Source organism: Borrelia sp. MN22-0132, assembly GCF_049201035.1.
GTDB lineage: Bacteria > Spirochaetota > Spirochaetia > Borreliales > Borreliaceae > Borrelia > Borrelia puertoricensis.
Genome location: NZ_CP138334.1, coordinates 245,658 through 265,708, shown reverse-complemented (window position 1 = coordinate 265,708; position 20,051 = coordinate 245,658). Strand labels below are relative to the sequence as shown.

The following is a 20,051-nucleotide window of genomic DNA, read 5'->3' as shown; positions in this document are numbered from 1 at the left end:
TAATGTTTAGACATTGAGTCCCCTATAGCTCAGCGGTAGAGCAGGTGGCTGTTAACCACTTGGTCGGAGGTTCAATTCCTTCTGGGGGAGTTTTTATTCTTTTGTTAAGATTATTTTTTCTATGTCTTCTCGTTTTATTTTAAAATAATTGAGTCTCTCAAGTAGTTTTTTGTTGTTACCATTTCCCAAGCCGAAGTGTTTTTGTATTTGTTCTCTTTTTTTCTTGGATTGAGCCCCTGTGATGCCAAGTTCTATTAAATCATTTAAACTTAGACCCTCTTTTTGTTTTTCGTTATAAAAAGTACCTATTTTTTTTAAAATTGTTGTTATTTCAAGTTTAGAAGACATTTCTACCTCTTGATTTTTATTTTTAAGGTGAGCATGTTTAATGTTGCCTTGGTCTAAATAGCCCACTTTTTTAAGTATTTGTTTTCTAATTAGCTCCCCTGCTTTGTCGCTATCAGTGAAAATAATAATTCCATTTGTTTCTATTGCTTTTTTTAAAACATTAATGGTTGATTGTTTAAGATATAATCCACCAGTTTCAACTATAGTGCACTTAAATAATTCTTTTATTCTCTTAGTGTCATCTTTGCCTTCAACTACAATTATTTCTTTTATTTGTTCCAGTTTTTAATTCCAATTTTCAAAAAATGCTCTGAGAAGTTTGATTGCTTCTATGTGATCTGATATGGCAATAGTTTCTCTTAAAGAGTGCATTCCCCACATTGGGGTTCCAACATCTATAGTTTCAATTCCTGTTTGAGAGTTTAAGATTGGACCAATTGTGGTTCCGGCATTTGTGTTTGCTTTCATTATTATTTCTTGAATTTTAATATTATTTTTCATAGCCAAGGCTTTAAGTTTTGCACATCCATGTGCTGTTGTTGCATATTTAAAATTGGCATTGTTTTTAATGGTTACTCCTTTTCCTAGACTTATTTGATAGTTTGGATCATGTTTACATATGTATCCTGGATGAACTCCATGTGAGCCGTCCATTGAAATATTGAATGATTTGTTTAGTTTGATTAGATGTTCTTCTTTTCCTAGATTTAAAACATGATCAATTCTTTCTAAGACCTCTGTTAATAGTGTTGAGTCAGCTCCTCTGGAAGTTAAAGATCCAATCTCTTCATTGTCAAAAAATACAGCTACTTTATTTTTATTGTTATTTGTATGAACAAATGCATTCATGATTGCATGGCATCCCGATTTGTTATCTAGGTTTTTGGATGCTAAAAATTCACCTTCGCTACCTATAATTTTAGCAGGTTCTGATGCTGTAAATATTAAATCACATGATAGGAAATCTCTTTCAGATATTTGCAGTTTTTCTAGAATTTTTTCTTTAATGCTTTTTTTAAAACCTGTGATGATGACTATGTTCTCATGAGTATCATACGCAAATCCTTCATTTACATTTCGGTTTAAGTGAATGGCAACGTTTGGTATGATCCCAACATTTTCAATTGTTATTAATTCTGAGTTAATTATTTCATTTTTATTAAAGTATACGACTCCTGATAAGCTTAAGTCTCTGTCAGTCCAGGTTGAAATTATTGGACTACCGTAAGTTTCGATGTGGTGAGAGAATACATTGTCTTTGTATTTCCTAGATTCTATTTTGAGCTTTAATCCAGGGCTGTCAGAGTGTGCTGCTGCTATTAGGAATGGTTCATGTATTTTATTAGTGTTAATGTTGAATGTAATAAGGCTTGTTCCTTCCTTTTTTACATAATAATATCCTGTTTCTAGTGTCCATTTATCGTCAAGTTTTAATTCCTTTGCATTAAGATAATATATCAGTTTTTGTTCAATATAGTTTATTAAATGGTATGGTGTTAAGCTTGTATCTAGTAATTTCTGGAAATGTGATATATCTAATGTTTGGTCATGCATGTTTTTTCTCCTATGGTTTTATTGTTTTGATACTTAATATTTTATTATAATAGCTAGTGTATGTATATATGTTTGTTGTATATGCAAGGAGATTGTTAAATGGATAAATTTTATAATTTGATGCTTGTGTCTTTAATATTTATTGCTTGTACTACGATTTCAGAGGTTAATTTACAAGATGATGCGAGCGGAACAGTTTCATTAATATTTAATGTTAATAAAGAATTTGAAAAGATCAGAAAAGAACTTGTAGCAACTCTTGTAGGAGAGGAAATAGCTAAAATGTCCCTTTTCCCTATTGATAAGATAAAACAATATTTTGGTGATGAAGGGAAAAAATTAGGTCTAAAGCTCTTAAATATTAAGTCTAATGGTGATTCTCTTAATTTGATTGTTCAATTTGATAATCTGGTTAAGGTTCTAAAAGATTATCTTGCAAAGGAGACAATGCCTATATTTAAGATAGCAAATAAGAATGGGAAAAATATTCTTGATATTGATTTTAATTTAAAAACTGTTACCAAGATTATTAATGAAAGTAAGGATCAGGTAAATGATGCTCTTGCAGCACTTTTGCCATCAGAAGAGATACCAATGTCTGAGAAGGAATATAAAGATGTATTAGTTTACTTTTTATCAGACTTTACTTCACGTGCAGATGAGCTTATTGATAATTCTAATGTTACACTCAAAATCAGGACATCGAGAAAAATTCAAGAACAGTTTGGATTTAAACAGCTTAACTCCAATAATTTAGAACTTAAGCTAGATATGATTAGGACTTTAAGTCTTGAAACACCAATAAAATTGAGATTGGTTTATTAGAATTTGTGTAAATATTATTTTAAGAGATAAGAATTATTTCTTATCTCTTTTCATAAATCCTATTAATAGACCTGTTATTAAAGCACCTATGAGGATAGATATTATCCACATTAATGGGTTGGTTATTATTGGGAGAATAAAGATACCGCCATGTGGGGCCATAAGCTCTACTTTAAATAATGCAGACAAAAAACCCCCGATAGATGACCCTATTATGCAAGCAGGTATTACCTTTAAAGGGTTTGATGCTGCAAAAGGAATCACCCCTTCCGTTATGAAACATGCGCCTAAAAAGTAACAAACTTTACCAGCTTCACGTTCTTCTTGTGAAAATTTATTATTGAAAATGCTAGTTGCAAGTGCGATGCCAAGTGGAGGCGTCATTCCTCCTACCATTACGCTTGCATGGGGTATATAATTCCCAGCAGTTATCATTGCAATGCCAAATGCATAAGCAGCTTTGTTTACAGGACCACCCATGTCTATTGCCATCATTCCACCAAGTAGTGCACCCAGTAATGCCATATTTGTTCCGCTTAGTGAATTTAACATATTTGTTATAGATGTATTAATATATTCAATTGGTGCTAGTAAGAAATATGTTAAAAATCCTGATATTAGTACTGAGAAAAGCGGGTAGGTTAAGACGGGATTAATACCACTTATTTTTGGTGGTATTATTTGTTTACTTATTGATTTTATTGCTAAAGTTACGTATCCTGCGATAAATCCTGCTAAGATACCCCCTAAAAATCCTGCATTTCCTTTACTCATCATTAATCCTGTAATCATTCCAGGTGCAAGGCCGGGACGTTCTGCTATGCTAAATGAAATATATCCAGCAAGTATTGGAATCATTAGGAAAAAAGCATTACCACCGCCGATTTGCATTAAAATATCTGCTATCTTATTATAGCTTGGATCGTTTGGATCAAAAGCTTTGATGCCGAACATGAATGATATTGCAATAATTATTCCCCCAGACACTACAAATGGGAGCATGAAAGATACACCGTTCATTAAATGTTTATATGCACCACCTGGTTTTCGGATTGTTTTGCTTTTTTCTTGTACTGTTTCGCTCTTATAAATTTTTGCTTTGTTATCAAGAATGTTTTGAATGAGTTCTTTTGCTTTATGTATACCATCTTTTACACCAACCTCAATTAGTGGTTTACCATTAAACCTGTCTTTATCGACAGTTTTTCCGGATGCAATAATTATGCCTTTTGCTCTTTTTATCTCCTCTTCTTCTATTAGATTGTCAACTCCACTAGAGCCATTAGTTTCTACTTTGAGCTCTACGTTTAGTTCAGCTGCTGCTCGTTTTAGGCTTTCAGCTGCCATGTATGTATGGGCAATGCCTGTAGGGCAAGCGGTTACTGCTAGAATGAAATTTTTGGAACTAGTGTCATTCATTATTACATCTGTGTTATTGTTTAAAAGAATTTCTAAAAATCTATTTGTATCATTTGTACTCATAATTTCTTGTCTTAAAATTTCATTATTAAATATATTATTAAGGTAAGATATTGTTTTAATATGAGTATTACCTGTAATTTTTTCAGGTACAGCTATCATGAAAAATAATTTTGAAGGTTGTAAGTCAGAAGCGTTAAAATCAAACCCTTCTCCTTTAATTCGTAATATAGCTATTCCATGTTTTTTAACAAAATTACCTTTTGCATGTGGCATTGCAATATATTCTTCAAGGCCTGTTCCGCTTATTTCTTCTCGTTTTTTAATTTCTTTTATAAAATCTTCTTTGTTATTCAAATATCTGTTTTCATTGAGCATGTCAGCCATTTTTTCAATTACATCATCTTTACTTTTGGCTTCGTAGTTTAATAATATTAATTTTTTAGAAAATAAATCTTGCATAGGAAACTCCTTGCTATACTATAGTGTCCATATTATAATTATTATAAATATATTATATGATAATTATAACATATAATAATTACATTATTTAATTATTTAATTATTTTACTTAATTATAAAGGAGATTGGCTTGGTATATACGCTTACTCTTAATCCTGCTATTGATTATAAAATAGTTGTGGAGGGTTTTCAGACAGGATGTCTTAATCATATTATTAGGAATAATTTTTTTGCTGGTGGGAAGGGAATAAATGTAAGTAATGTACTTAAGAATTTTGAAATTGAAAGTGTTGCTCTTGGATTTTTGGGTGGATTTACAGGTGATTATATAAGGTCCTATCTTGATTTGATGGGTATAAAGCATGATTTTGTTAGCATATCTGACAATACTAGAATCAATATTAAAATGATGTCAGATGGAGAAGAAACAGAGATTAATGGAAAATCACCCGTAATTCTTGAGAGTGATTTTCAGTCTTTGATTTTAAAATTAAAAAATTTAGATAAAGATATGTTGATCATGTCTGGTAGTGTTCCAAGCTCGCTTGGGTGTCAGGCTTATAATGAAATAGCCAAGAGTCTTGCGAGTAATGTTAAGTTAATTATTGATACTAGTGGTCCTGCCTTGCAAGAGATTATAGGGCTTAAACCTTTTTTAATAAAGCCAAATATTAATGAACTTAAAGAACTTTTGGGTATGAATTTGACTTCTAGTAGAGAGCTAATTAATGCTGGGTGTGAGCTTATGGAAAGGGGTGTGCAAAATATTATAATCTCAATGGGAAGTGAAGGTGCTGTTTTTATAAATAATAAAGATGATGCTTGTCTGGCTAGTGTCCCGCAAATTAATTCTTTAAGTACTATTGGTGCAGGAGATTCTGTAGTTGCTGGATTTGTGTATGCTTATCAAAATGGGAATTCTCTTCTTGATTCTTTTAGGTTTGGAGTTGCGTCAGGTACCGCAACGGCACTTAGAGGGCAACTTTGTAGTCTTGATGATGTTAAAGATATTTTTGATAAAGTAAAACTTGAATATCTTTCTTTAATGTAACTTAAGCATTTATAAATATTAATGAATTTTCTGTTTTAATGAGGTTTTTGAAGGTTTTTATTTTATAACACAACTTTAATAATAACTTTAATGTGTTTTGCAGTTGATTTATGCTTTCATAGTTATTTTTGAAATAAAGTAAATGCAAATAACAATTCTTGGCTTTAAGGATTACTATCGGGAGCGACGGGACTCGAACCCGCGACCTCCTGCGTGACAGGCAGGCGTTCTAACCATCTGAACTACGCCCCCAAATGCAATACCTTAAGATTATATTGTTTTTCTTTTTGTTTGTCAATTTATTTTAATGCATCTATATGATCTGAGATTTTTGAATCTCTCTTTATTGTTTTTAGGCTGACATTTTTAATAATGTCTTTGCTTGATATTATTTTTATGCTTTCTTTAGCTCTTGTTATTGCAGTGTAGAGTAGTTCTTTTGTTAAGAATGGATGATCTTCTATGATTATTTGTACATGTTGATATTCAGAGCCTTGGCTTTTATGTATTGTTGTTGCAAAACTAAGTTCATATTTGTTTATTAAATTAAAGTTGATTCTTTTGTATTTTTCATCTTCTCTTTTGAATAAAGCGTAAATTTTAGAGTTTTCTCTAAAGAGAATACCCCTTTCTCCATTAAATAGATCGTTTTTATAATCATTTTGAGTAATTAAAATTATTTGTCCAATTAAATTGCCATAGATTTTTTTCAAATATAATTTTATTATTTCATTTATTCTTTTTGTTCCAAATTTTCCAAAATTTCTTGAGCATAAAATGACGTTGCTAAGCAAAGCATTAATTATTAATTTAATTTCTTTGTTATTTAGTGAATTGAGATCAAAATTAGAGATTTTTTTATATAAGTCTTTTGTGTGATTTAATAATTCATTTTCAATATTGACTTTATTTATGTCCTTTAAAATTATATTTTTGTTGGCATTAAGTTGAATATCAATTAGATTTGTGTCTTCTTGATATATTGCTTTGGCTAATAAATTTATCTCATCGTTACTTCTAAAATTTTTTTTAAGTATTTCTACGTTTTCGTCACTTATTTCTTTTATTTGCGTCAAACTTGAATATACATTGCCTCCAGCTATTGATGGAAGTTGGTTTTTGTCCCCTGTTATTATGAGTTTTGTGCTTGTCTTAACCGCCTTTAACAATTTTAAGAAAGTGCTTGAATCTATCATAGATGCTTCATCAATTATTATTATTTCAAATTCTAGGGGGTTGGCTTCATCATATTTATTGCCTTTATTGATAAATGACATTTTTAATAATTTTTGTACTGTGCTATATTCTGTTTCAAGATTTTTAAATGATTCTTTTAGACTTGATTTTAGTTTTTGACTTGCTTTTCCAGTTGGTGCTACAAGGGCTACCTTTTGTTTGACATTTAAGTGCATATCAATTGCTTTTAGAATATAATTTATAGTTGTTGTTTTGCCTGTTCCCGGTCCACCACTGAGTATAAAGAAATTACTTTTTAAGGATTTTTTGATTGCATTGATTTGTTCTTCACTTAGGTCCTTAGTGTTTAAGTTGTTCATGATATTTTGTATTCTTTGAGTAGTTATTTCACTTTTGTTATCCTTAAGTCTTTGATCTATTTTTTTTATTAGTTCTTCTTCTTCTCTAAAGTTTTTTTGGGTATAGATGTGAATATTATTTTCTAATATTAAAGGAGTTATGATTCTTTCATTTTGATTAAGATCTTTCATTATATTATTTTCTTTTAAATGTAAGATTATTTTGTCTATTTTTGTTGCTTGTGTAAACTTTTCAAGTTCTTCTAGTATGTTGATTGATTTTTGGTAAGATTGATCTTCATTTTCTATTTCAAGGAAAGCACAGTTGATTGTATTTTGAATATCTTTGATTAATAAATTAATATTAGCTCTTAAGTGTCCTTTAGAGAGATAATTAAATAAGAATATTAAAAAAATAGTAATTTCTTCGTACTTTTCATCTTTGATTTTTTTTGTGAGTAAATGTGCTTTATAGTAATTTTCTATGTTTATGTTTAAAGTTTCTATTATTTCATAAATTTTGAGTTCTGGATTCAAATAGTTTCTCTTATGATCTTTTAAAAACTCTCTTAAGACTAAAAAATTTCTCATATTTTCCTTTTAATATTTTAATTGTAAATATATTTGTTCTAAATCTAATTCTTTGAAATTTGGCATGGTGAAATAAATCCCATTCTGTGTTTTAGATTGTTCTTTAATGTTTTTTTGAAATGCTCTTGTAAAGAGATATATTACTCCTCCAAAATATTTATTATATTCTTCTGGGTTTTTAAAGAGTATTTTTTTTGTTCCTAGTGCGTAAATTTTATATTGTAAGTCATACATTTCTTGTTTCATCTTCTTTTTTAAGTTCGTTAAATTATAATCTTTTAAATTTGCTCCAAGGTAATTTGTTTTGTAGTCTAAAATGTATACTTTATTATTTATCTTAAATATAAGATCAATGATTCCCTTTATATATCCATTATTGAGTGTTAAATCCAATTTGTTGTAATCTTTAAAGAGAGACTTTTGTTCATAAATTTTTGTATCTATCTTGATTAAAAATTCCATTTCTTTTTGCAATTCTTGAATATCACACAGTCTTGCGTTAATAAATTTGATTTTTGTATTTAATATGTTATAGATCATTTTTATTAACATTTCTTGTATCTTTGGTGTATTTAGTTTTGAATTGAAATGTTCGATTCTTTTTTGTATAAGAGCAATATTGATTTTTTGAAAATTGTTGAAATTATCTTTTGCGTCGCTAAAATTTATATCTTTCATTATGACATGTAAAATCTTACCAATATCTTTGCCCTTTGGGAGTGTTTCTTCAGTACAATTAGCATCATTGTCATAAGTCTCATCATCTCTTATTTCTTGATTTGCATGGTAAGTAAATTTATAATTTGATGCAAGACTTGTATAGCTATGTATATATTCTCTTCTAAATAAATGTTTGTTTATTGGTGTTGGAGGGATTAATTTTATTTCTTTGTTATCATTTTTTTCTAATTTATTGAATTTATGGGTTTTAATCAAATTGTATACATTAAAGTCTAGATTTATTTTATCGATTGTTTTTATTTCCGCTAGCTCTAGCATTTTATTTATTATTGTGCCTTTATTGATAATAAATAGTGCGAATCTTGATCGTGTTGTTCCTACATAAAAAATATTTTTCTCTTCATTTAAAATCTTATGTTTGGCAGATTGTTGATTTTCTTTTAATTTTAAAAAATCATATTCTATCTTATTTTCTAAGCAAAATTTATAAAATGTATCTGATTTTTTCAGTAAGCTATCATTGTTTTGAATATCACCTATGAGAAATACGATATTAACACTTAGTCCTTTTGATTTATGAATTGTCAGTATTTCTATGGATTGACTACCTTGGGTAGTGATTTGCTCTTCATTTTGTTCAGTATCTTTATTGATTATTAGATCTTCTAGAGTGCATATTAATGATTCTATGGTTTTATCTTCATAGTAAATTTTGGAAATAAAGTCTAGACTTATTTCGTAGTTCTTAAGTTCCTCAAATTTTTCCTCATTTATTAGGGTTTCTCTGTAGCTTTTTTTTGATTGTGCAAATTCAGTAAACGTAGTATTATTAAAAATTTTTGCCAAATTGAGCCATAAATCTTTCTTTGATATGATTTCGTCTATTGCTTTTATTAATGTTATTTTTTGATTTTCAAGTAAATATATTATGTCACTAATGGTTTCTTCTATGTGTTTTATTTCATTTTTTTCAAGTAGACTTAGGTATAACTTCCACGGAAGGTTTATTATTTTGCTAGTTAAGATATAGTTTAGAGTTTGAAAATTTTGTTTCCTGTCGAAACATTTTATAAGGTAAAATATTTCGCTAAATTCTTTCGTCTTAAAGAATGGTTCTTCGATCTTATTCGTTTTTATATTTTGATTTTTAAGTTCTTTAGCTATTAAATCTATTTCCTTGCTTGTTCTGCAAAGTACTTTTATGTCTGATTCTTTAATTTGTCTGAGTTTGTTGTTATCATAAATTTTTCCGTTTGTTAGTAGATATTTTATTGTTATAGCTGTTTTTTGTAAAATATTTTCATCTTCTTTATTTTCTATTATGTTTATTGCTTCTATTTCTTGATCGTTTATAAAAATTTTATTGTCGTCATTCTTAGGTTCTGTTTTTGACTTGGTAAATTCGATTTGTTCGATTTTCGCTGTGTGTGTTTTATTATAGATATTATCAAATATAATATTTAAAGGTTCAATTAATTTTTTATTTGCTCTGTAATTTGTTAGTAAGGTTATTTTTGCGTTATCTTTTATTTGATCTTTTATACCTTGGTTATAATATGATATATCAGCATTTCTAAATGTATAAATTATTTGTTTAGGATCGGCTATAAATATTAGCTTTATGCCACAAGAGTTAAGTAGTTTAAATATTTCTATTTGTATTAGGTTTAAATCTTGTGCTTCATCTATTAGTATTATTTTATATCTGTTTTTTATTGAATTTAATAGTTTGTTATCACGAGATTCCAGGTGTTTTTTGAAGTTTAACATTATATGTTTTTGGTCTATTGTGTTTGTTTCATTAATGGTATTTGCAAGTTCTTTTTCTATATATTTAAGTATTTTATATTCGACTTTTAGGTTTATAAATCTTCTAAGTGTGTTTTTATCTTCTTTATTTATATTTGTTTCATGACTAAGTTTTCTTAAGGCGGTTTGTATTTTTAGTTCCTTAGGTAAGAGAGTGACATTTTTTTTAAGATTAGATTCTATTATCTTCGAAAGAAATTTGTTGTTTACAAGTATGTCTGTTATTTTTACTATATCTTTTTCATTACTATATTTTATTTCCGATATTTTAATTCCTTGATTATGTTTATTTAGGAAAGTTCTTTTTTCTTCCATAGTCATTTTGTTTAATGCTTCGACTATTAAGTTATACTCATTAATTAATCTATCTTGATTTGTAAGCATTTTTTTAAAAATCGTTTGAGTTTTTATCCAATCCCCAAGTTTTTGTGTCTTGTCTATTTTATATCCTTGTCTTATATATTGAATCATGTCTTTTGTAGTTTTAAATTTAGACTTAAAGATTTCAAATTCATCATCTTTGATTGCTAATTCTTTTTTTAATGAATCCGATTTTCTTAAAAATTCATAAACTATTTCGTCTATTTCTGATGTAAAATTTTCTTTTACACTGTATTTGACAAAGTTTTCTGTCTCGATTTGAAAATTGTTTAGGGAATGTAGTGCAAATTTGTTTATGGTTGAGATAAATATTTTATTTGATTGCTCGTAAAAATTTTTTAAAGATTTATCTTTTTGTGAATTTTGATATGCATGTTCAATTGATTTCAATATTCTAGTATGCATCTCTTCTGTTGCTTTTTTTGTGAATGTTAGCACTAAAATCTCGCTTGGAGAGTACATTTTATTTATGAGTAAGTTTGTAATAGTATTCTCAAGTATGTAGGTCTTTCCAGTTCCTGCTGAAGCCTCAATTAATATTTTTTCGTTGTATTTGATTTTATCTATTATTTCTCTCATGGGATTAACTTTCTACCTTGATGAATTTAGCATAAAAATCTTGAAGTAATTTTTCTAAGTTGTCGTTTATGTCTAGATCGTGAGTGTCTTTAAATCTGTTATAATATGGACACCATGTTATATCTCTTTGTTGAAGAATGAATTCCATATCTTTGTTAATATTAATGCTTTTTTGTGGATATTTTATTTGTGTTTTTAGTACTGTTGGAAATTCGTTTATGTCTTTTATTTTAATTAAACTTTTTTGTATTAAATCCTTATAAATGGGAGTAGGATAGCTTGAGATGTATGCTATTTGTTTTAATAAATTTGTAAGGTCTATGTAGTTTATCGTTTCATTTGTATATTGATTCTCAAGTGATAATTTAGAAGTTTTATAAGTTATTCTTATTTCTTGAATTGATTCTATATTTTTAATTGAGCTTTTTAACATTAATCCTATTATGTATAGGTTGATTTTTCTGATAATTTTGTCTTGACCGTAATCTTTTTTCTCTAAATTGACATAAAAATATCGATTATCTATTTTATATATGTTTTTGAGTGTTCCATTTAACTTAAATTCTATTGTTTCACCTTCGAAGTTAATGAATATACTTTTGTTTAATGTGATTTCGGTTTTCTGCATTTTGAAAAATTCCTGAAAATTGATAACAATATTATTTTTGATTTCATTGAATTTTTCTATGAATTCTTCTTTGATGGTTGTTTTTTTGATGTTCATGGGAATTATTCCCTTCTGAATCTGATTTTCAATTATATTATCTATTTTCTCTAATATATGTTCATTAGTTTCATCTTTTATATATTCATGTATTGGTATGATATTATTCATTAGCTTATAATTAAAATTATCAATGTCAATAATCTGTTCTTCTTGTTTTTTTTTAATATCACCAATTTGGCTTATATCTTTAATATATACATTTAATATTTCTTCATAAAAGTATTTGTATGGATTGGTTATAGCTTTGTTTATGTCTTCTATCCTTAGTGTGATTTGTTTTTTTAATTTAAGTCTTTTCTGTTTGAAGTTTGGATGTTTGCCTTGTTGTAGTGATTTTGCAATATTAAAGGCTTCTGTATCATAGTTAATTAGGTAATTGGCTTTTTTGTATTTGAAATATTCAAAATCGTAATTTTCACTTGGGTGTATTTCAATTTTTAGCTCTTGTCCCATATCTCTTATGTAATTTATTATTTTATTTATTACTTTAGGTTTATTGATATCTGGATTTGGAGATTCGCTTAGTGAGTAATAAAAATAGAATTTGTTTGATGCTGCAAAGATTATTCTAATTAAATTTGAAATGCTATCTTGTTCCAGATTGACATAGTCATAATATTCGTTTAATAAGTTCATGTTATCAAAATGAATATTTGAATTTAATTGATGGATTCCTAAAAAGTGAATTTCAGGTTTTTGTAAATATTCGATTTTATCGGAGCTTGCAACAAGTATACCTGTATTTTGATTGTTTGATTGATATGCTTTTTGTTCGATGCTCTCTTCAAGCATTATTTTGAAGAGAGCAAAATCAACTTTTCTGTCTTTAACTTTTGTCATGTAATCTTTGTAAAGGTTTTCATTAAAATCTTTTGAAAAGTTTTTAAAGTATTGTATTCTTGTGTTTATATATTCATCGATTTTGTTGTTATCTTCAAGTTTGATATATTTATCTATGAAAATATCCATTATTTCTGCCCATTCATATATTGTATATTCTTGTTCTTGAAAGTACATTATGTCTTCGTATAGGCTTTTTATTATACTTATTAATCTTACTATTGAATCTGGATCTTGAAAGCTTATGCTCTCTTGACAATTATTGCATTCATATTTTTCATTAAACATTGTAGATGTGAGAAATCTATCAAAGCCATTTTCCCATGAATTTAAAAAATTCTTGTCATAAGATAAGCTTTCTTTATGAGCATCATTCATTCCAAAATTAATATTCACTGCATCGTTAAATTTTATTAGATATTCTAATTCACTTATTGAGATGTTGAATTTATTCATTACTTTTGTATTACTTAAAAATTCAATTATTTCTTTTCTATTAAAATTACTAATCGTTCCTTTGTTTGAAACGAAGAATTTCATTAATTGTTTTAATGCTATTACACTTTTACTTTGTGAGATATCTTTAGAATCTAAAATAGTAAATTCAAGTTCATATTTATTTAAAAATTCTTCTATGTATGGTAAGTATATGTCCATATCTTTTGGTAAGTAAGTTATTACGATATCGTTTATTTTTAGATGATTATTTTGTGTTGAATGTAAAATATTATTTACTAGAATTTCTACCTCTCGTTTTTTTGTTATTGCCTCTGTTATTTTAAAACTATTATCTAAGTTTAATAGAGAAGTACCTTTTATAATATTGTTTTTGAAACTTGCTAAAAAATTTTTCTCTTCAAATGGTTGAATATCAGTTTCTTCTTCTATTTGTGTACTTGAATTGCATTTTTTGATTTTTACCGGCACTAGTTCATCTATGAAGGCAGATTTGATTTGAGTTATATCTTCAAGTATCAATTCATATACTATAATGTCGAAAATTTTTTGCAAACAATGTAAAATTTTTCTGTCAGTTTCTCTAGTCTCTCCAATTATTATTATTCTTTTTGTTTCAATGCTTTGCTTAGTATTTGTTATTTCTTGTTCAATTTTTTCGTGCAAGTTAAAAAGGCTGATTTGATTTTCAAATAGTTTTTCAAACATTTCCTTTTGCATGGATTCATAGTGAATCTTATTTTGATCTTCAAATAAAAATTTATTTTGTCTCCAATAATCAATTAAATTTGGAAATTTAGAGTAGTATTTATGAAATAAAGTTATTATCTTTGATACAAAGATATATCTGTTTTTTGTCGATTTAAATTGCTTGATATTTTTTATTTTATTGTCTTTTAACATGTGATACAGAATAAATTTTTCTGTTTCTGAGTAAAGGAGCAATGTATTGTTTTCCAAAAATTTTTTTATATTGTGGTTTTCCATTGAGAGATTATATATCGTTTTTATTATGTTTTGTTTTACATTGAGGTTATATGAGACTTCATTTAGGGTTGCTAGATATTTTTTAATTTCTTCGCTTAAAATGTTACTTTTTAAAATGATGATAGTTTCTTTTTTAAATATGTCATCGTTTTTAATTAATTCTTTAATTTTATTATAAATTTTGCTTACTTTGTTTGTTTTATATATCTTATACATATAATACACATATTATACATAGTGTTATGGTTTTTTGTTTTCTTTAATGAGTTTATTTCTTAGATTTTTTAATTTCTCTGTAATGCTTACTTTATATATGTGTGGATTTATGAGCCTTTTATGTGTATGATCGATCTTTTTAAGATCACTTTGAACCCTTGCTCTTATATGTTCGAGACTTGATTCGCAGGTTTGACAAATTTTGTTGTTTTCAAAAACTGTATTTATTAAAAATTCAAAGTTTTCATATGTTTTTATTTCTTTGAATGTATTGTCTTGTATGGGGTGAAAAATTGTAAATTCCTTTTTTAAGCTTAACATTTTTTTTATTTCTTCTTCTTCTTCTTTTAAAAAAATTAGATCGAAAATCATTTGTTCATTTGAGTATATTCTGACAACTCCTTTTTGAGAGGGTAGTGTTGATTTATGAATGTTATTTGACATTTTCATTTTAGGGATAAATTTGCCGTTTTGTTGAATTGATGTCATTTTGTACACCCCTGAGAGATTGGATTCTCCTTTTGCAGTAACTAGATTGGTTCCTACTCCCCAGAAGTCGATAGGCGCATAGATTGAGTTTAGATACATAATAATTTCTTCATCAAGTTCGTTTGATATAATGATTTTTACTTCAGATAGTCCATTCTCATTAAGTATTCTTCTAACTTGTTTGCTTAAGTATTCAAGATCTCCGCTGTCAATTCTAACGGAAAAATTTTTGCTTCCTTTTTTCTTTAGTGCTTTGAAAACTTTTATTGCATTCTTAAGACCACTGTTAAGTGTATCATAAGTGTCAATTAACAAACTTACATTATTTGGATATATTTTTGCATATTCCCAAAAGGCCTCTTCTTCATTTTTAAAACTCATTATCCAGCTGTGAGCCATTGTGCCAATGACAGGAATATTGTATTTATATCCTGCAAGTACATTGCTTGTAAAATTAGCACCTCCTATGTAAGCAGCTTTACTTGCTGAGAGTGCGCCATTAATTCCTTGCGCTCTTCTAAGACCAAATTCTGCTAGATTTTTAGCCCCGGCTTCTTTAATTCTTGCTGTTTTAGTTGCAATTAGGCTTTCAAAATTTATTGTATTTAATATCAGTCCTTCTATGAGTAAGAGTTCAATTAAATTTCCTTCAATGATTAGTATGGGTTCATGGGGGAAAACGATTCTTCCTTCTTCTATTGAGCTTATTTTTATGTTTAATCTAAATGTCTTTAAGTATTCTAAAAATTTTTTGTCAAAATACTGTAAACTGTCTAGATATTTAATCTCTTCATCTCTGAAATGTAATTCTTTTAAAGCATTAAGTAATGTGTGAATTCCTGCTAAAATTATGTATCCATTTTTAAATGGCGTTTTTCTGAAAAACATTTCAAATTTGACTTTTGGATTAATACTTCTTATGAAGTAAGCATTCATCATTGAGAGTTCATAAAAATCTGTAAATAGTGATAAGTTTTTCATTTCTTATACATTGTACACTATACTAATTATAACACTATATTTGTATTTGATTTTTATAAATTTTGAGGCATTCGTTTTAAACCGTCATTGCTGTGATTAAATTTAATGTAGGTATAACTATTATTTATAATAAGGATATTATGTCATGGTTTTTGATGTGACAATAATAGTATAATTATCTGTTGGAGATATTTTATGAGTGAAAAGAATGTATCTAATTTTGATGTTGTAATATTTGGTGTTACTGGCAATTTGTCTAGAAGAAAACTTATTCCTTCTCTTTTTAATTTGTATAAGGATGGTCATATTAATAATTTTAGAATTATTGGGTTTGCGAGAAGAAACTTTACTGATTATGAACTTGAGGTTTATATTAAGGATTCTTTGTGGCAAGAAGAGTCTACTGATTTGGTTGATGATTTTTTGAAATTTTTTGTTTATTTATCAGGAGATTTTAGGGCAAAGGATGATTATGTAAAATTGTCATCTCTTTTAAATAATAGAGAGAGAATATATTACCTTTCAACATCACCTGAGTTTTATGAGGCAATAATTGAAAATTTAAAACCATATTCATTTAGTAATACTTCTTATTTGTCTAAAATAATTCTTGAAAAGCCTTTTGGTAGTAGTCTTGATACAGCTAGGTGTTTAAACACTCTTCTTTATTCTGTGTTTAGGGAAGAACAAATCTACAGAATTGATCATTATTTGGGCAAAGAAACCGTTCAAAATATTTTTACATTTAGGTTTGGGAATTCTATTTTTGAAAATATTTGGAACAATCGTTATGTGGATTTTATTCAAATTACCGTAGCAGAAGAGGCAGGAATTGATGGTAGGGCTGAGTATTATGATTCTGTTGGTGCCTTAAGAGATATGGTTCAAAATCATATCTTACAACTTTTAAGTTTAGTTGCAATGGAACCTCCTATTGGATTTAGTGCTGACTTTATTCATGATGAAAAGGTTAAGGTTTTAAAGAGTTTAAGAAAATTAAGTAGAGAGACTATGCAAAATCATATTGTCAAAGGACAATACATGTGTTCTCAGGTACAAGGGATTTTAAAAAAAGGATATAGAGAAGAAGCTAACTTTTTAAGTACTTCAGATACTGAAACTTATTTGGCTATGAAATTGTTTATTGATAACTGGCGTTGGTCTGGGGTGCCTTTTTATATTAGGACGGGGAAAGCGCTTGTGAGGAAATTTTCAGAAATATATATTCAATTTAAAAAGCCTGATTTCACTATTTTTAATACTGGGTTGATTAATCTTTCAAATGCTTTGATTTTTAGAATTCAACCGAGAGATGGCATTGAAATTAAGTTTAATACTAAGCGACCAGGATATAATTATGATATTCAGGAAGCTAATATGGAATTTTCTTATCATGCTTCATTTAACAAATTTTTTAGTGAGTCTTATGAGAGATTACTTTTTGATGCTTTTTTGGGTGATAAAACTTTGTATGCTCGAAATGATGAGATTGATAGTTCTTGGGAATTTGTATCAGATATTCTTGATAAATGGGAAGACATTAAAAATTGGGATTATTGTTATGGATCAGAAGGACCAGTTGAAGCAAATATGATTTTAGAAAATGACCATTTTTGGCGTAAGATGTAGGTATTTGAGATATTAAATTTATATTTGTTAAGTTAATTAAGATAAAATTTATGCCTACTTTATTTGTTGTTATAGGTGTTTATACTGTCTTGGATGATTTTCTTATTTTGTCTTGGCTGGTTTAAACATGGTATTGTTTCATAGTTTTATTACAAAGTAATTATATGTAAGTATATGATTGTTTTCAAAAAATAATCTTCATGTAATTTATGATTTTCTCTTTTATATTCAATTTTTTATTCAATCTGAATTTATTTTTTTAATAAAATCTTTAAATGTTATATTTTGTGGTATAATATCAAAAATACATATCCATATTTTTAGACTTATAATTAATTAAGGTAATTTATTTTACTGTTTTTTGTCTGTGGAGTTTTGGTGGAAAATGTAAGGAGTGTGAGATTAAATTTGATTTTGTTGGATTTTGCCCTTTATTGACAAGAGTTTTTTCTGTTCTTTGTAAAAGGATAAGTAATTTTGAAATCAGTTCAAGTATTAGTCTTAAAATATGTTATTTGTTTTGTTGCTTAAACAGAAAGGTTTCTGTTTAAGGTATTAATCTTATTGAAGTTTTATGCAAATTTGTAAATATTTATATATTATGAAAAAAATTTGGTAAGGGAGAAGATCGAAATGCTTAATTTTTTTCTTGATACTGAGATGGTGAATTTTTTTGTTGTAGTTATGATGAAGAGTGTTATGAAAAATAAATGGTTAGGGTTGATTGTTAAGATTGAAAATTTAATGCGGAGGTGGGAGTTCTACAGGTTTGATAGTTATATTTCTTACTGTCATAGTTGAGGGTATTTTTTTGCTAGTGATTATGATCCCTATGCTTATTTGTAATAGGTTTTTGCAAAAGAAGTATCTATTTATGATAATATTCCTTCTCATAGAAGTTGTTTGCGTATAGATATGTTTATTTGCTTTTTGGCAGGTCTGTAGGATGTTAAGAGTATTGTTCCTTCCATAAGTAGTTATAGTTTTAATTTATCAACTATTTTTCTATTTTTTGTCTATGGTTAGCCTTGATATAAAGGGATTTTTTAGATTATTGCTAAAAATAAATTGATTTTAGATTTCTTAAGTTAAATAAGAGAGCTAAGTAATTAATTCATAAATGCATGAATTGTAAGGGGGTTTAAAATGAACAAAGGTAGTCATATACAGCCAAATTTTTTAGGGCTTGTTCCTTTTCTTGTTTTTATTGTTGTTTATGTAGGAACAGGAGTGGCTTTAGAGTTTCAAGGTGTAGAGATGGCTTTTTATCAAATGCCACCAATAATTGCTATGTTATTAGCTGTTGTTACAGCATTCCTTTTATTTAAGGGTTCGTTTATAGATAAGATGAATGACTTTATTGAAGGATGTTCACAGACTGATATTATATTTATATCTTTCATCTTTATGATTTCAGGTGCTTTTTCGGCTGTTTGTAAAGAAATAGGTAGTATTGAAACCGTAGCAACTATTGGACTTAAGTATATACCTGCTAATTTGTTGATAGCAGGCATATTTTTAATATGCCTTTTTCTATCTACTGCAACTGGCAGCTTTCTTGGAACCGTTGTGGCTATTACTCCAATTGGATTTGAAATAGCAAATAAAAGCGGTATCCCATTGCCAATGGTTGCAGGAGCTGTGCTTGGAGGTGGCGCTTTTGGTGATAGCATGTCTTTAATATCAGATACAACTATTATTGCAAGTCGTACGCAAGGAGTTAAAATTATAGATGTTTTTAGAAATGGTGCTTTTTTTACATTTCCTGCATCTATTTTATCAACTGTAGCATTTGCTGTTTTAGGCTCTTATATTGGTGGTATTGGAGTTAATGTTGAGCTTGGTGAGATAAGTTATTTGAAAGTGATTCCTTACCTTTTTGTTATAATTTTTGCGTTTTTAGGAGTAGATGTATTTTTAGTTTTATTTTTTGGAATATTAATTGCTGGTGGTATTGGCATTTTTAATGGTGATTTAACTTTGCTTTTGATGTTTAAAAATATTAATGCTGGACTTTTAGATTTAAGTGAGATGCTTATTCTTGTTATTTTTACAGGAGGAATTTCTTATATGACTATTAGGCATGGGGGTTTTGAGTGGATTTTAACTAAGTTGAAGTATTTTGCTAAGTGCAGAAGGAGTGCCGAGTTTACAATTACTTTTTTAATAATTATGGTGACAGGTTTTCTTTCAAATAGTGGTCTTGCAATTTTAGTTAATGGGACTGTTACTAAAGGTATATCTGAAGCAAATTCTGTATGTCCTAAGCGTTGTGCGGCATTGCTTTCAATTTCTTCTTGTGCGTTAATTGGTGCTTTACCATATGGTATGCATATGATAAGTTTGATAAATATTGCAAAAGGGACCATATCTCCACTTGATATCATGCCATTTTTGTTTTATCAAGTATTTTTAGGTGTCATTATTATTGTGTCCATAGCTTTTTTTGGGTTAAAAAATCAGTTTTTAAATTCTGCTAAAGTTTGATTAA

11 protein-coding genes and 2 tRNA genes are annotated in these 20,051 nt (G+C 27.9%); 5 read left to right on the top strand and 8 right to left on the bottom strand.

Annotation, left to right across the window (positions count from 1 at the left end; all coding sequences use genetic code 11):
• The first annotated feature begins 18 nt into the window (after window positions 1-18).
• A tRNA-Asn gene (locus tag R5397_RS01215) sits at window positions 19-90 on the top strand.
• A 3-nt stretch (window positions 91-93) separates the two neighbouring features.
• Here R5397_RS01215 and rnmV read toward each other — a convergent pair.
• Both rnmV and R5397_RS01205 read right to left on the bottom strand, forming a co-directional pair.
• Window positions 94-576 (bottom strand): ribonuclease M5, encoded by a 483-nt coding sequence (gene rnmV / locus R5397_RS01210; RefSeq protein WP_421623045.1) that lies wholly within the window; start codon window positions 574-576, stop codon window positions 94-96.
• Window positions 577-633: 57 nt separating this feature from the next.
• Window positions 634-1,902, bottom strand: a complete 1,269-nt coding sequence (locus tag R5397_RS01205; protein WP_421622615.1) for a M18 family aminopeptidase — start codon at window positions 1,900-1,902, stop codon at window positions 634-636.
• A gap of 99 nt (window positions 1,903-2,001) precedes the next feature.
• Here R5397_RS01205 and R5397_RS01200 point away from each other — a divergent pair, with 99 nt between their 5' ends.
• Window positions 2,002-2,727, top strand: coding sequence for a hypothetical protein (locus R5397_RS01200; RefSeq protein ID WP_421622614.1), 726 nt, complete (start codon window positions 2,002-2,004; stop codon window positions 2,725-2,727).
• 33 nt (window positions 2,728-2,760) lie between these two features.
• Here R5397_RS01200 and R5397_RS01195 read toward each other — a convergent pair whose 3' ends face one another.
• The gene (locus R5397_RS01195; protein WP_421622613.1) at window positions 2,761-4,608 is read right to left on the bottom strand and encodes a fructose-specific PTS transporter subunit EIIC; all 1,848 of its coding nucleotides are present in this window, start codon (window positions 4,606-4,608) and stop codon (window positions 2,761-2,763) included.
• Window positions 4,609-4,738: 130 nt separating this feature from the next.
• Between R5397_RS01195 and pfkB the strand changes: the two genes are divergently transcribed.
• Complete coding sequence (gene pfkB / locus R5397_RS01190) at window positions 4,739-5,659, top strand: 1-phosphofructokinase (RefSeq protein ID WP_421622612.1); 921 nt, start codon at window positions 4,739-4,741, stop codon at window positions 5,657-5,659.
• Window positions 5,660-5,837: 178 nt separating this feature from the next.
• Here the strand turns inward: pfkB and R5397_RS01185 are convergent.
• From R5397_RS01185 to R5397_RS01165, 5 genes are all read right to left on the bottom strand, one after another.
• Window positions 5,838-5,911, bottom strand: a tRNA-Asp gene (locus tag R5397_RS01185).
• A gap of 47 nt (window positions 5,912-5,958) precedes the next feature.
• Complete coding sequence (recD, locus tag R5397_RS01180) at window positions 5,959-7,785, bottom strand: exodeoxyribonuclease V subunit alpha (RefSeq protein ID WP_421622611.1); 1,827 nt, start codon at window positions 7,783-7,785, stop codon at window positions 5,959-5,961.
• A gap of 9 nt (window positions 7,786-7,794) precedes the next feature.
• Window positions 7,795-11,235, bottom strand: a complete 3,441-nt coding sequence (gene recB, locus R5397_RS01175) for an exodeoxyribonuclease V subunit beta (protein ID WP_421622610.1) — start codon at window positions 11,233-11,235, stop codon at window positions 7,795-7,797.
• 4 nt (window positions 11,236-11,239) lie between these two features.
• Window positions 11,240-14,461 (bottom strand): exodeoxyribonuclease V subunit gamma, encoded by a 3,222-nt coding sequence (locus R5397_RS01170; RefSeq protein WP_421622609.1) that lies wholly within the window; start codon window positions 14,459-14,461, stop codon window positions 11,240-11,242.
• 24 nt (window positions 14,462-14,485) lie between these two features.
• Window positions 14,486-15,931 (bottom strand): nicotinate phosphoribosyltransferase, encoded by a 1,446-nt coding sequence (locus tag R5397_RS01165; protein ID WP_421622608.1) that lies wholly within the window; start codon window positions 15,929-15,931, stop codon window positions 14,486-14,488.
• 195 nt (window positions 15,932-16,126) lie between these two features.
• Between R5397_RS01165 and zwf the strand changes: the two genes are divergently transcribed.
• Both zwf and R5397_RS01155 read left to right on the top strand, forming a co-directional pair.
• Window positions 16,127-17,560, top strand: a complete 1,434-nt coding sequence (gene zwf / locus R5397_RS01160; RefSeq protein ID WP_421622607.1) for a glucose-6-phosphate dehydrogenase — start codon at window positions 16,127-16,129, stop codon at window positions 17,558-17,560.
• Between the two features lie 1,146 nt (window positions 17,561-18,706).
• On the top strand, window positions 18,707-20,047 hold the full coding sequence (locus R5397_RS01155; protein ID WP_421622606.1) for a Na+/H+ antiporter NhaC family protein: 1,341 nt from the start codon (window positions 18,707-18,709) through the stop codon (window positions 20,045-20,047).
• Window positions 20,048-20,051 lie beyond the last annotated feature (4 nt).